Annotated in this window: 12 protein-coding genes; 7 read left to right on the forward strand and 5 right to left on the reverse strand. The window is 67.0% G+C overall.

The window, feature by feature from the left end:
• Nucleotides 1-81: 81 nt before the first annotated feature.
• Nucleotides 82-2,895: a glycosyl hydrolase gene (locus tag ACWFRU_RS28285; protein ID WP_453690954.1), complete on the reverse strand. Its 2,814-nt coding sequence runs from the start codon at nt 2,893-2,895 to the stop codon at nt 82-84.
• A gap of 395 nt (nt 2,896-3,290) precedes the next feature.
• Between ACWFRU_RS28285 and ACWFRU_RS28290 the strand changes: the two genes are divergently transcribed.
• Nucleotides 3,291-3,761 (forward strand): nuclear transport factor 2 family protein, encoded by a 471-nt coding sequence (locus tag ACWFRU_RS28290; RefSeq protein ID WP_453690955.1) that lies wholly within the window; start codon nt 3,291-3,293, stop codon nt 3,759-3,761.
• Between the two features lie 151 nt (nt 3,762-3,912).
• Here the strand turns inward: ACWFRU_RS28290 and ACWFRU_RS28295 are convergent, their stop codons facing one another.
• Together ACWFRU_RS28295 and ACWFRU_RS28300 are read right to left on the reverse strand one after the other, a co-directional pair.
• A complete protein-coding gene (locus tag ACWFRU_RS28295; protein WP_453690956.1) occupies nt 3,913-4,545 on the reverse strand; it encodes a DUF2461 family protein in 633 nt (210 codons plus the stop codon).
• A gap of 63 nt (nt 4,546-4,608) precedes the next feature.
• A complete protein-coding gene (locus ACWFRU_RS28300) occupies nt 4,609-5,460 on the reverse strand; it encodes a LysR family transcriptional regulator (protein WP_453690957.1) in 852 nt (283 codons plus the stop codon).
• Between the two features lie 81 nt (nt 5,461-5,541).
• On the opposite strand from ACWFRU_RS28300, the gene ACWFRU_RS28305 reads away from it, so the two are divergent.
• On the forward strand, nt 5,542-6,063 hold the full coding sequence (locus ACWFRU_RS28305; protein WP_453690958.1) for a cupin domain-containing protein: 522 nt from the start codon (nt 5,542-5,544) through the stop codon (nt 6,061-6,063).
• 82 nt (nt 6,064-6,145) lie between these two features.
• The gene (locus tag ACWFRU_RS28310; RefSeq protein ID WP_453690959.1) at nt 6,146-6,505 is read left to right on the forward strand and encodes a DoxX family protein; all 360 of its coding nucleotides are present in this window, start codon (nt 6,146-6,148) and stop codon (nt 6,503-6,505) included.
• Nucleotides 6,506-6,552: 47 nt separating this feature from the next.
• On the opposite strand, the gene ACWFRU_RS28315 is transcribed toward ACWFRU_RS28310, so the two are convergent.
• Nucleotides 6,553-6,816 (reverse strand): DUF6199 family natural product biosynthesis protein, encoded by a 264-nt coding sequence (locus ACWFRU_RS28315; RefSeq protein WP_453690960.1) that lies wholly within the window; start codon nt 6,814-6,816, stop codon nt 6,553-6,555.
• Between the two features lie 146 nt (nt 6,817-6,962).
• Between ACWFRU_RS28315 and ACWFRU_RS28320 the strand changes: the two genes are divergently transcribed.
• The 4 genes from ACWFRU_RS28320 (at nt 6,963) to ACWFRU_RS28335 (ending at nt 9,357) form a co-directional block, all read left to right on the forward strand.
• Nucleotides 6,963-7,304 carry an ArsR/SmtB family transcription factor gene (locus tag ACWFRU_RS28320; protein ID WP_453690961.1) on the forward strand — a complete coding sequence of 114 codons (342 nt, stop codon included), beginning with the start codon at nt 6,963-6,965 and terminating at the stop codon, nt 7,302-7,304.
• A gap of 3 nt (nt 7,305-7,307) precedes the next feature.
• Entirely contained in the window at nt 7,308-7,841 is a 534-nt protein-coding gene (locus tag ACWFRU_RS28325) for an SRPBCC family protein (protein WP_453690962.1), read from the forward strand.
• Complete coding sequence (locus tag ACWFRU_RS28330) at nt 7,841-8,461, forward strand: dihydrofolate reductase family protein (RefSeq protein ID WP_453690963.1); 621 nt, start codon at nt 7,841-7,843, stop codon at nt 8,459-8,461. The genes ACWFRU_RS28325 and ACWFRU_RS28330 overlap by 1 nt, the downstream gene beginning before the upstream one ends.
• A 230-nt stretch (nt 8,462-8,691) precedes the next feature.
• A complete protein-coding gene (locus ACWFRU_RS28335) occupies nt 8,692-9,357 on the forward strand; it encodes an MSMEG_1061 family FMN-dependent PPOX-type flavoprotein (RefSeq protein WP_453690964.1) in 666 nt (221 codons plus the stop codon).
• Between the two features lie 942 nt (nt 9,358-10,299).
• On the opposite strand, the gene ACWFRU_RS28340 is transcribed toward ACWFRU_RS28335, so the two are convergent.
• Nucleotides 10,300-13,533: an RHS repeat-associated core domain-containing protein gene (locus ACWFRU_RS28340; RefSeq protein WP_453691182.1), complete on the reverse strand. Its 3,234-nt coding sequence runs from the start codon at nt 13,531-13,533 to the stop codon at nt 10,300-10,302.
• Nucleotides 13,534-13,833 lie beyond the last annotated feature (300 nt).

Genomic DNA, 13,833 nt, shown 5'->3' on the forward strand with positions numbered 1-13,833 from the left:
GCCCCCGCCGCCCCCGCCACGCTCTCGCGGGTCCGGCGGCTGCGGCCGGCTAAGGGCGCGGCTGGGCCTTGCCGTCCCTCCTCACTCGTAGGGGATGACCACCACGGTGTCCGCGGCCCCTGTCTTCAGCTTGGCCGTGCCGTTGCCGATGGCGTTCCAGACCTCCAAGCGGACGCTGCCACCCTTCAGCTCGCCGAGGCTGCCGGTGGCGGACTTCAGGCCCTTGGCCTGGGTGTACTCCTCCCAGCCGGTGACCGGGTCGCTCGCGAAGTACTGGTAGGTCTCCACGCGGTCGTACGTCCCGTCGCCCGTCAGGTCGTACGAGACGCGGGCCTGCTGGCCGAGGGCGACGGTCGTTCCCGCGTCGACCTGGAGTCGGAAGCTGGTCGAAGTGCCGGACTTCACCTTGCCGTTGACGTTCTTGATGACGTAGGTGGAGGGCTGGTTCGGGCTGCCGTCGTGGTTGGCGCCCCCGGCGGAGGCGATGGTGTCGGAGCCGGTGGTGGTGGAGGTGGAAGTGGTGAGGGCGCCACCGGTGGTGAGGCGGAAGGTGTTTCCGGTGGGCGGGTCGGTGGGCTCCTCCGGTTCCTCGGGGGCGGTGCCGTTGCCGCTGGCCGTGGAGCGGGCCGGAACGGTCAGCTTGCCTCCGTCGGAGAAGGTGACGGTGACGGACGAGGAGGTGTAGTTGTGGGCGGCGTAGGTACGGGTGGTGCCCTTGGTGAAGACGGCGGAGGTGGGGATGGAGCCGGTCACCGAGGGGGTGGGGGTGCCGAGGGCGTCCAGGGTGGTGAGCCAGTGGTAGGTGTGGGCCTTGGACTCGCCGGCTTCGGGGGTGTAGGAGCCGTTGCCCGCGTCCCATTTTGACTTCGCGGCGGCGGGATCGGCCAGGGACTGGAACTCCCAGAGGATGTCGCGCCATTCGACGGCCGGTCCCCCGTTCTCGCGTTCCATCTCGGCGAGGTTGCGCTTGATGGCGGCGGGATGGGCGGCCAGGTGGAGGGAGGAGCCGGAGGTGATGGGCAGAGCGTTGATGCCGTGGATCTCCTCGGGGTTCGCGGTCCACCAGGTGGAGTAGGCGCCGCCGCTGCCCCAGACCATGCCGACCGTGTCGTGGCCGAAGCCGGAGGGGAAGACCTGCTCGTCGGCGTCGAACCAGTACTGGGCGATCGCCTCGGACTCGGTGGTCAGGAGGTGGGAGCCGAGGTCACGCAGCGAGGCGTCGCCGGTGGCCGAGCCCCACAGGACGAGCGCGGCGCTGAGCTGGGTGGACTCGGAGGAGGACTCCTGGTTGTTGCCGGCGGCGAAGCCCTGGTGCCCGGAGGCCCAGCTGTGGCCGGCGTAGACGTCGAATCCCCGCAGGAAGGGGTAGGCGGAGTCGGTGCGCGAGGGGTTGGCGGTGTCGCGGATCAGTGTCTTGACCATGCCGCCCCAGGCGGAGTCGGCGGCCCAGGCCTGGTCGTACTGGGCGACGATGGCGGCGGCGTAGATGTAGTAGCCGTAGTGGAAGTGATGGTCGTTCAGTTCGGCGTCGCTGCCGTATGAGGCCGGGTAGCCGATCAGCGTCCGCCAGTCCTTGTCGTAGCTGAACTCCTGTCCGCCGCCTGCCGTGAACCACGCCTGCAGCTTGCCCTTGAGCAGGCCGATCAGCTTGTCACGGGTGCCGGTCTGGCCTATCTGGTCGGCGACCGGGACCAGTTGGGCGAGACGGCCGAGGGCCTTGCCCGTCCAGTAGGTGTCGGTGGCGCCGTTGAACGGGTCGGCGGCGTTCGCGACATCGTTGAGGTAACCGCTCAGGCGGGCCTTGTCCACGGCGGAGACGGACGGCAGCGTCGGCAGGACCGGGGACGCCTTTTGGGTGGTGGAGAAGGAGGCGCCCTCGCGGACCTTCATCGTGCCGCGCGGGGAGACGTAGGTGAGGTTGGTCAGCGCGGAGTCGGTGGCCTGCCACTGGTGGCGGTAGAGGGCCTGGAGGGTCCCGGTCTCGGTGCCCTCCTTCGGGGTGGTCTCCAGGGCGTAGGTGGCTTTGGTCTGGCCGGATGTGGTCGACGACCAGGAGACCTTCGAGCCGGTGACGAAGGAGTAGGCGTACTTCTTGTATGTGGCGAGATCGCCGGTCGAGGGCAGGACGGCGACCGAGAAGTAGTTCTTCGCCGAGGTCAGGGGCGCGGTGAGGGTGGAGCCGGAGAGCGACCAGTCGGTGCCGGAGGGGGCGAAGAGCGCGTAGTGGTGGCCGCCGACGGTGATACCGATGACGTTGCCCTGGTCGGAGAAGACGGTGGGCGCGTTGGCGGTAGTGACGCGGGCGTCGCCGCCGGAGCCGGTCGCGTAGACGAAGGGCAGGCCGTGGCCGATGGTGGTGCGCAGGGTTCGGGTGCCGTCGGACCAGTAGGGGGTGACGGTCCAGTCGGACCAGGAATCGGCCTTGGTGTCGGGCGAGTTGAGACCGGTCAGCCCGAGGGTGAGGTCCCTCTTGTGGGCGTACTCGTACTGGCGGCCGTCGCCGACGACCGCGGCCGAGGTCGGGTAGCCGACGTCGAGGCCGCCTGAGGCCGCCTGGTAGGTGAGGGGGTGGCCGTACATCGGGGTGGAGTACGGGTTGTCCGGGTAGCGCTGGAAGGCGAGCGAGGACCACCAGTCGTTGGTGGGTACGGGCTTGTCCTTGGCGGCGGCGGTGACCTTGGGGGTGACGGCGCCGCCGACGTTGTTGGTGGGGCCGACGGTGCCCGCGGGGCGGGTGTCGGAGTAGCTGCCGGAGCCGACCGGAATGGTGGCGGCGGAGGCGGGCGCGGCGGCGAGGGCGACCAGGCCGGTGGCGGCGAGCGCGGCCGAGGCGAGGCCGGCGACGGTGCGTCTGAGGGGTGGCCACACGTGGGACGCGCGGCGGTTGGTGGGCATGGGAGGCAGCTCCTCGAAGTCTTGACCGGACGGCCTGCTGAGAGCGCTCTCAGGCGCGGTGAACGTAGGACTTCCGAAGGGAGGGTGTCAATATCCGTGACAGAAATAGGAGTTGACGATCGCGGCGATCACGGGGTGAAGCGATGAGTTCAGGAGATGACGGCAAGTAGGTGTGGCCTCCAGGTTTCCTGGGGGTCACACACCCCGCCACGCCCCCTTGGAGCAATCTCCCTACGGGCGCCGTTCGGGTCGCACCGTCCGGTCATTCTTGGGATGCTGGTCCAACTGCCTTACGAATACGCGGAGTTGCACTCACAGAATTGTGCGCGGGAGCACCATACGGAGCACCATGCGCGGCAGGCAAACAGTCACGCCTTCGGCCGGAGGAGATCACCGTGGACCGCACTGGCGACCACCCCTCGACACCGAGTCACGGCAGCGACCTCAGCACCGAAAGCCAGGGCGACGGCCCTGAAGGACTCGCCGTGCCCCACGCCCGAGCAACCGAGGGGCGCCGAGACGTCGCGCGCATCTTCCGGGACATCGACACCTTCGACCCGGACAAGTTCGTCGCCCACCTCACCAAGGACGTGGTGTTCCGCTTCGCCAACAGCCCGGAACTGACCGGCCGCCCGGCGGTACGGCAAGGCGTGGCCGACTTCTTCGCCACCATCGCGGGACTCTCGCACCGTCTGCTGCGCACCTGGGAATCGGGCGACATCGTCATCGTCCAGACCGAGGTCACCTACACCCGGACAGACGGCAAGCAGGTCACGGTACCCAATGCCGACATCCTCACCTTCCGCGGTGACAAGGCGCGGGACTGGCGCATCTACATCGACCTCGCGCCGGTGTACGCCGACTGACGACCGTTCCGGAGCGAGGCTCGGCGCAAGGACGTGGCGGTTCGCCCGGACGGACGGCAGGGTCAGCGAGGTTCGAGCCGTGCAACTCGCCGTGCAACTCACCGACGAACGAGTGCGGTTCCTCGGGCCCCGCACGGCACCCCTCGTGAGGTCAGGCGGCGCGCTTGACGTGTCGGACCAGCCACATCAGCAGGGCGTCCAGGTCGGCGCATGCCGAGAGGACCCGGTCGACCGCCTCGGGCGTGTGCAGCCACGCCTCGCAGCCCAGGGGGCGGGCGGCGATCAGAGAACGGTGGCGCAGCAGGTCCGTACGGGGGTGGTCTGTCGGATAGCCGCGCGGGGGGCGTTTCATCACGTCCCCGGAGATGTCGTAACCCTTCGCGCGTACGTCCTCGACGATGGCGGACAGTTCGCGCCCGCTCCCCTCGGCGACCACCGCTTTGCGGAACATGTCCACCTGGCCGGGGTCGGGGTACCACCAGGCGCCCTGGATGCGCAGGCCGTCCAGGGAGAACCGAAGGCCGATCTCGATCTTGCGGCCGAGCCGGATCACCGCGCTCTGGTGCTGCCACCACCAGGAGTCGGTGCGGTAGTGCCAGACGGAGAAGTCCTCGTACCGGGGATCGGCGTCCGCGACAGCGTTGAGCAGGGCGATCATCGGCTGCCGGACCAGCCGTTCGCGGTCCGCACGGCAGCGCTCACGGATCGTTTGGGAGGGTTCGCCCTGGAGCCGGAACAAGACGTCCATGGCCTGCTCCGGCCAGCCGGTGAACTGCTCACGCATGCGCGCAGGATAGCTCGCGGGGAGCGTGGGAGGGGTCGGGTGGGATGGAGTGGGGGCCGGTGCTCAGTGGCGGTACGCGGCTGTCGCGGTCTCGACGAAGGATCGGATCAGCGGGTTGGTGTCACCTTTGTTCCACGCCGCGACCACGCGGCTCGGTGCCATGTCGATCAGCGGTACCACGGCCAGCTCCGCGGGCAGCTCGTGTCCGAGCGGGGCCAGGCCGATCGTGCCGCTCCACAGCACGGCCTGCAGGCATTCCTGGACGGCGCGCACGACTGGCCCCTCGCGCGGCCTGCCGCCGTTCCAGTACGACTGCCACAGGGGATCGGTGCCTTGCGGGAACTGGAACCAACGGCGCTCGCTCAGCTCGGCAAGGTGCAGCCGGTCGCGGCGGGCCAGCGGATCGTCGGCGCGCAGGACCGCGCCCACCGGATCGCTTCGCAGCGCGCGTACCGTCAGGGCGGATTCGTCGAACGGCGCGCGGGTCAGGGCGATGTCGACGAGCCCGGCGCGCAGCCCGCATGTCGGGTCGGTCAGGTCGGTGTCGCGGATGAGGATGTCGACGCCGGGATGGCGACGGCGGTAAGCAGCGGCCAGCCTGGCCACTCCCGGATCTGTGCCGTCCCCCAGGATGCCGACGGTCAGGGTCGCCACGCCGGCCGCCGCGCTGACGCGTACACGGACGCGGTCGGCATGGTCGAGCAGCGCCCGCGCCTCGTCGAGCAGCACCGTGCCCACCGCGGTGAGCGTGACGCCGGTAGGCGAGCGGACGAAGAGCAAGGCCCCGACCTCCGCCTCCAACTGCTTGATCGCCCGGCTCAGCGGCGGCTGACTCATATGCAGTCGGGTGGCGGCGCGGCCGAAGTGGAGTTCCTCGGCGACAGCAATGAAATAGCGCAGGGTTCGTAGCTCCACGCTGCAACGATACCCACCAGGTATCGGCGCCGCGGGACAAGCCTTGGACACCGGCAGGGCCCTGGCAGTGAACTCGTGAGCATGACCGAAGAAGCCGACCACCGAGAGCCGCAGACCCACCCCGCCGTATCGGTGGTGGGCCCCGGCGACGGCGAGACGATCGTGCTGGGCCCCACACGGATGCGCGTTCTGGAGGACGGCAGCCACACCGGGCACCGCCTCGCGATCGCCGAGTCCGTCCTCGCCCCGCACACCCAGGGACCGCCCCAGCACCGCCATGCCCAACACGACGAAGGCTTCTACATCCTCTTCGGCACCGTGCGGTTCTCCGTCGGGCACGAGGAATACGACGCCACCGCGGGCACGCTCGTGATGGTTCCGCCCGGCACCCCCCACACCTTCGCCAATCCGACGGACCAGCCCGCCGTCATGCTCAGCACCTTCACCCCCGACTTGTACGTGCAGTACTTCCGGGACCTTCAGGACGTGCTCACCGACGGCCGACCGCTGACGCCGCAGGCCAACACCGAGGCGATGGATCGATACGCGACCAAGCCTGCCACCGACTTCGCCCTTCACCGGGCCGCCCCCTCGGACGACTGACCGGGGCCTTCGATAATTCTTCGATCAGCGACGCAACCGACAGGTCACCGTGAACCGGCGACGCGACCTACGAACGGGAATCATGAACATCGCCTACTGGATCATCGCCGGACTGCTCGCGTTGTTCTACTTCTACGCGGGCACGCTGAAGGTCATCCGCAGCCGCGATCAACTCCGGCCGATGATGGCCTGGGTCGACCGCATGCCTTTGCCCGCCGTCAGGGCTCTGGGGACGGTCGAGCTACTCGGCGCGATCGGCCTGGTCCTCCCCCCGCTGACCGGCATCGCGCCCTGGCTGGCGACGGTGGCATCCATCGGCCTCGTCCTCCTGCAGAGCGGTGCGATCGCCGTGCACCTGACCGGAGAAGACCGCCGGATCGCACTCAACATCGGACTCGGTGCCACTGCGGCCGCGACCGTCTGGCTGTCCACCCTGCTGTGATCGCGCGCAGCCCTCATCGGCGGCTCGGTGGGTTTCCTGCCGTTCAGTCAGACGTGTTGCACCAGCATCCAGGTGGCGACTGCCAGAACGAGCACTCCGGACACTCGCGCCAACGCGTAGCCCTTGCTGGTGGGTTCAGTTGCGTCCGGGTCCTTCACCCACCCCCGCTGCATGTTTCTGTTCATTCTCCAGAGCAGTTGGGGTCGTATGACCTGCACGAGGCCCATGAGCAGGAAAACGCACAGGAACGGGATGAAGACTGGGCTGCTGTCGCCGCCTGAGGCAGCTTGGGTCACCGCATCGCGATTCATGTCACTCCGAATGCCCGGAGCCCGTCCCAAAAAACAGCGTCGATTCCGGTGAGGGATGCACTGCGACCGCGCCCTGTCCGGGGCCAATCTGACCTCCCGGACTCTCTACCGCTTGACGTATGCCGATATCGGCATACGATTGATCCATGGCACGAGCAGCGACGACATCGGACGTCTTCAACGCGATCGCCGAGCCGCAGCGCCGGGAAATCCTGGCGCTGCTGCGGGCGGGTGAGCGATCGGTGACCGAGTTGGCGCAGGAACTGGGGATGACCCAGCCGGGGGCCTCAAAACACCTGCGGGTGCTCCGGGAGGTCGGGCTGGTGCGTGACCGCAAGGCGGGCAAGCAGCGCCTGTACGGCCTCGACGCCACGGGGCTGCGACCCATCCACGAGTGGACCGGCGGTTTCGAGCAATTCTGGAACGAGAGCTTCGACCGGCTGGACGCCTACGTGCAGGACCTGAAACAGACCAGGGAAGCGGAGTAGCTGATGAGCACGACAGAACACGGAACGCCGACGCAGGCGGCGCAGACGGCACGGTCGGAGCAGACGGCGACAGCCGACCGCGAGGTCGTCGTCTCCCGGATCATCGACGCCCCACGCGAGCTGGTGTTCAAGGCGTTCACCGAGGTGCGGCACCTGTCGCGTTGGTGGGGACCGGAGGGGTTCACCACCACCACGCGGGCGTTCGAGTTCCACGTCGGCGGTGAGTGGGACTTTGTGATGCACGGACCGGACGGGACGGATTACCAGGAGTGGATCACCTGGACCGAACTCACCCCGCCGGAGCGGATCACGTTGCTGCACGGTGAGACCCGCGACGACCCAAACGCCTTCGAGTCGGTCCTGACGTTCGAGCCTGATGGCACGGCGACCCGGCTCGAGATGCGCACGCTGTTCCCCACGAAGGAGCTGCGCGACGAGGCGGTCGAGAAGTACCACGCGATCGAGGGGGGCCGGCAGACCCTGAACAACCTGGCGGCCTACGTCACCGAGATCGTCCAGAAGGGAGCAGAGGGCTGATGGCCGGGAAGGTGTTCTTCAGCGTGTCGATGTCGCTGGACGGGTTCATCGCGCCCGAGTCCTCCGAGGAGTTGATGGGGCAGCAGTGGATGGAGCTGCAGCAGTGGGTCTTTCCGCAGCGGTTCTTCCGGGAGAACCTGCACCTGGGCGAGGGCGGCGAGGAAGGGCGCGACAACGACATCGTGCGGGAGACGTTCGAGCGTACGGGCGCGAGCGTGATGGGCAAGAACATGTTCGACGCCGGCGAGCAGATGTGGCCGGAGGAGGCACCGTTCCACACGCCGGTCTTCGTCGTGACGCACGAGAAGCGTGACCCGTGGGAGCGGCCCGGCGGGACCACATTCCATTTCGTGAACGACGGCATCGAGTCCGCTCTCGACCAGGCTCGCGAGGCCGCCGGAGACCGGGATGTCCGTATCGCGGGCGGGGGCGCGACGATCCTGGAGTACGTGAACGCCGGGCTGATCGACGAGTTCTCGATCGCCCTCTCCCCCGTGCTCTTCGGCTGCGGAATCCGCCTGTTCGAGGGCGTGGACGCCGGCCGCGTGGCCCTGGAGCAGGTCCGCGCGGAGCCCTCCCCGAGGGTGACGCATGTGACCTATGCCGTCCGGGAGCGGTGAGCGCCCCGAACCCGGCACTCTCCCACCAAGGTCGGCAGCCCGCACACATGACACATGGGACGATCGTGACGCGCCGAGCCCCGATGCTTCGTTCCGCCGGCGCGCGCTCTTCCTCCCGGCAGGGCAACGCCGATCTTCCCGCTGCACGTCGGGGCGTGGCCACCGGTCGACGCAGTCGAGTTAACCCATTGATCTTCGCGCGGTCCTGGTCGTCTTTTAGGGTCATCTTCATGACGACCGACACGGGGACCACCAGTTCGCTCTTCGACGCCCTCCGGGCGGATGCCCTGACCAGCCCAGATCAGCTGCGTGAGCTCTACCCGCAGGCGAATCCGAACGCACTCCGCAAGGAGATCGACCACCTGACCGAACAGACCCGCGCGCTGATCGGCTGTTCTTCCCTGGTGTTCATCGGCAGCGCCGACGCCGACGGCAGGGCGGACGTGACGCCGCGCGGCGGCCCGGCCGGCTTCGTCTCCGTGCTGGACGAGACGACCCTGGTGATCCCCGACGCGACCGGCAACAAGCGACTCGACACCCTGCACAACGTGCTGCAGACCGGACGCGTCGGCCTCGTCTTCCTCATCCCCGGCCGGCCGACGACTCTCCGCGTCAACGGCCGCGCCTGCGTCTCGGCCCACCCGGAGTTGCTCGCGCAGCTCACGCCCGTCGGCAAGCCGCCCGTATCCGCGCTGGTCGTGCACGTCGACCAGGTCTACCCCCACTGCCCCAAATCGCTGATGCGCGCCCATGCGTGGCAGCCGGAGAAGTGGATACCTGCCGACGCCCAGCCGACCAGTGCCGAGGTGACGCTGGCCCAGTTGAAGCTGCCGGGCCTGACGGTCGAACAGATCGAGGAAGCCGAAAGGGAGTCGCTGCGTCTGCGCTTCGAGTGAAGCGGACTGAGGCGAAGGCGAGTCGACGGCGGCTACGCGAAAGGCAGCCCGTGACGGGGTGGGATGGCCCCCTCGAGAACTCGATCATCCTATTGCTTGCCCCGCCTCTTCTGATGACGTCCGTAGAAGATCATCGCTACCAGCACTGCCATGGCTACGAGAAAAATAATCAAACCCCCAGCGCCGTCGGGGTACCAGCGTCCCGCAGCGATCGTTTCCAAAATAAACCCTCTTTCTGGGGAAGGCGAGATGCGGTCTCTCACGGCCCGCACGCCGCTCAGCGGATTACAAAACAGCGTCGGTCCAGAGGCACTGGCCTCCGGACCGATAAGCCGTCAAGGAAAGATCTTCTTCACTCGTCTCTCCCCCTGGCTGCGGGCGCGACCTGCTATTCGGGCTCTACCAGCCCGGTAGCTACGAGCACACCAATGAGAATCATGAAGCATCCGATGACCAGCGGACCGGATCGGGCCGCCCCTTCCCCGGCGGCAGCGTTGGCCCGTCCGAAGAAATTTCGCTGACTGACCGCTCTCTGTCCAAATTTCCGCCTGGTTGCTATCAACGTAACTCCTACGATGAAGGCAAACACCGCAAGGAAAACCCGCACAAGCTCTCCCCTCAAAGTGCCGACCGGGCCTTACTCAAGCGAGACACCGGACCGGAACTGCACTTGAAGCCCTCCAGTAAGTCAGCCTTGCAGGGTAGGTATAGCCTCCGGCACTGCCAGCGAATGAGGACCGATCTCGATCACCGCAACCAATCCAAAGACGTTGGCAACCGATGCCCTGCAGGCCGGTTGCCAACATCTCGGACTACTTCTTCCTCTTCGAACGCACAGACACCAAAATGAAGACTACCGCGCCGATTAGCAACGCAATGATCATCATCGGTGTGCTGTTCGAGATGAATGCACTGAGCTCAGTCATATCTCTCCCGCTTCTCTCACATGACCCTTCCCGCTACGACTCCGATCCCCCAGTAGGCGGTATTGACTCCACGGGACATTGTCTTACTGGCTTTGAGCAGGTCCGCGCCGACTCCCACCTTTGCGCCCACGAGATTCACCATGGCTCCGCCTGCGATCTTCGAGGGGCTATCGCCATTCGCGATTCCACCGGCTACTTCCAGTCCAGTGCTCAGTGCTGCGAGGCCGAGCCCCACGCCCAGGGTAGGTGCCGTGACGGCAGCTGCTAGCCCCACTGCCTGACCGGCATAACCGAGCGCGTCGCCAATCGAGAGCAATCCGCTGGGATCGATGCGGTTGACGGGGTCGCCTTCGGCATACAGGTAGGGATTCTTCTCTTGGCCGGAGGGGTCGGGGCTGTTGAAGCGGCCGATGTTGGGGTCGTAGTAGCGGGCCGCGAAGTGGTAGAGCCCGGTGGGATCTTGGTAGCCGCCGGCGAACCGGTAGGGCTGGGCGACCTTTTCGCTGCTCGACGAGCGAGCGACGCCGCGGGGGCTGTAGCTGTACGAGTTCACCTTCGCACCGGACTCGTCCGCTGTGGCGACGACGGAGCCGAGTGCGTCGGTGAGGTAGTAGTACGCCTTGCCGTCCCGGGTCATGGAATTGAGTGTGCCCCCGGGCTCCCGGTTAAAGCCCGTGTCCACGCCCGCAGTTGAGGTGGCCGACAGCCCGATCGGTCCGTTGTGGAAGTAGGTGTCGCCGAGCTTGATGCGCTCGCTCTGATCGGTCGAGCCGTACTGGCCCGCGTACGTCTTGCCGCCCACGGTCAGGGAGGTGAGCTGGCTGTGATCCGACCAGGTCTCACCGGTGCGTGTGCCTTCCGGCGTCGGGGCCGCCGCGGTTTCGTGGCCCTCCTTGTCGTAGGACCAGTTGGTGGTGGACCCGTTCTTCGCGGTGATCTGCTGGGCGTCGTTGACCGTGTAGGTGGTGCCGCGCGGGCAACCCTTCTCGGTGCCCTGGCTGGTGAGGTTGCCGGCCAGGTCGTAGCAGTACTGCCAGGACTCGTTCAGCGTAGAGCCCTTGTTCTCCGCCGCGTAGGAAAAGCGGCCCGCTCCGTCGTAGCTGTAGGTGGTCTTGGTGCCTGCCACGGCGTCCGTGCTGGTGCGGATCTTGCTGCCGTCAGTCTTGGCATCCGTTCCGTAGCCGTAGGTGTAGGTGAGGTCGACCAGGGTGCCCTTGCTGGACGTGGCCTTGATCTTCTCGGGGCGGCTGGACTTGTCGACGTCGACCTTGTGCACCGTGCCGCCGGGGTAGGCGGTCTCGGTGCGGACGTCGTTGTTGTTGTACTTGTACGACGTCACCCGGCCCTGCGGGTCCTTGAGCTCCTTGAGCTTGTTGACCTCGTTCCAGGTGTAGTCGACCTTGCCGGCCGGGTCCTGGTAGAAGTCGACGTTGCCGGCCGGAGTGTAGGCCAGCAGGGTCTGGGAGCCGTCCTGCAGGGTGCGGACGGTTTCGCGCTGCAGCGGGTCGAACTGGTACTTCACGGTGCCGGTGTTGTCGTCGCGCTGACGCAGGTTGCCGTCGCCATCGTAGAAGTAGCGCACCGTGTCGTTAGCGGTGGAGACGGTCTTGATGCGGTCGAGGTGGTCGTAGGTGAAGACCTTCTTGATGCCGCGGCCATCGGTGAGGGTTTCGGTGCGGCCCAGGCTGTCGTAGGTGTAGGTGCTCTCGCCCAGCGGCCCCGGCGGACTCACCTTGGTCAGGTTGCCTTTGCCGTCGTAGGTGAAGGACGTCTTGACCGTCTTGGAGGCCGACATTTTCGTCTCGGCCGCACACCGCTGGCCTTCGAAGCCACCGCAGGTGGGCGTGGCGGGGTTGTAGGTGAACGAGACGCTGCCGCCGCCGGTGCCGGTCTGCGCCACCGACTTGGTGTTGCCTGCCGTGTCGTAGGTATAGCTGGTCTTCTCACCGTCGGCGTTGGTGGATTCCTTGGGCACGTCCCCACCGGCGATCGTCTGCCAGCTCGCAACTGCCTTCCCGCCCGTCGGGGACTCGATGCTCTCCAGGTTGTTGCGGGTGCTGAACCCGTAGTCGGACACGTTGCCTGGGGTGGTCCCTGAACCCATCGCATCGGTGGCCGTGTCGATGTTGTGGTTCGCGTCGTACTGCGTGGAGCGTTTGTGCCCCAAGGCGTCGGTGACCTCATCGACTTGGCCGTCGCCGTCGTGCTTGTATCTGGTGGCGTGCTCCTCGGGGTCGGTGACCTTGGTCGTGCCCGCTGCGGTGGGCGTGGTGGCGTCGTAGTCGTACTTCCAGATCGGGCCGGTGTGGCCGGAGCCGTTGAACTCGGTGGCGCGCAGCATGGAGGTGACGCGGTTGGCGCTGTCGTAGGTGAAGACGGTGACCCGGCCTTCCGCCGTGGTGATCTTTGTCAGGCGGCGCGAGGAGTCGTAGTCGAAGGTGGTGGTCTTGCCCTCGGCGTTCGTGGTCTTGTGCAGGTTGCCGGCCGGGTCGAGGTCGAAGACGGCGGTGCGGCCCGTGTGGTCCTTGGCCTGCCACTGCGAGGCGTCGGTCTTGACCAGGTCGATCCACCGGCCCGAGCGGGTCTCGGTCAGCTTGAAACCCTTGTGCTCGCCACCCTCATCATGCTGGGTGACGGTGATCGTGCCCTTGTTCTTGTCGGTGACCTTGGTCAGCGTGCCATCAGCGTTGTAGGTGTCCTTGGACGAGGACTTCCAGTTGGTGAGCGTGTAGGTGCCCTCCGCGTTCTTCTTCAGCTCCTTCGAATAGCCCTTGGGGGTGGCGAAGGTGCCATCGGCCTTCTGGGTGAAGCGCAGGCTGTCGCCGGAAGCGTCGTAGAGGACGACCTCGCCGTCCAGGACCTGCAGATAGCGCTCATACTGCTGCCACCACCGCTGGGACACCTTGCCCCAGGGGGCGTCCAGGGAGTTGTAGGTGCGCGACAGGCTCAGGTTCTGGCCCACCCCGGCGATCTGGAAGTCGGTGGCGGTCAGCATCAGGTTGCCGGTCGAGTAGTTGACCCGGGCGGTCAGCGCGTCCGTGATCGCAAAGTTGCTGATCTTGTGCCAGGGCACGTCACCCTGGCCCTCGGCGACGTAGTCACTGGGCGCCGCGTGGCCCGACCGGCCGGCCGTTTCGCCGCCCTGCGCGCGCTTTTTCTGCTCCGCCCGCCACCGGGCCAGCTCATCGGAAGGCGTGCGCTCGGCCTGCGGCGCCACCGGATCATTCGTTCCCACTTTCACCGGCGGCATGGTGAAGGTCGGCGCGCCCTTGCCCCACACCGATCCCGGCTCATCCGCCGCGGCGGCGGTGCCCGCGGCCGGCAGCAGGGACAGCGTCAGGGCGCCAGAAGCCACAACTGCCGCGGTAGCCAGCCTGGTTCTCTTCCGGGCACGCGAAAGGCGCGCACCCCAGGTGCGATGTATCAAGGCTTCCCCCCACAGGAAGTCACATCCCGCAGACCCCAGCGGTCACGGAGGGCACACAAATTGACATGCCATCACCCCAAGCGCCCGGCTGTTCCCCCAAACTCCGGCAGCATGCGAGGCAGA

The organism is Streptomyces sp. NPDC055099, assembly GCF_053607685.1.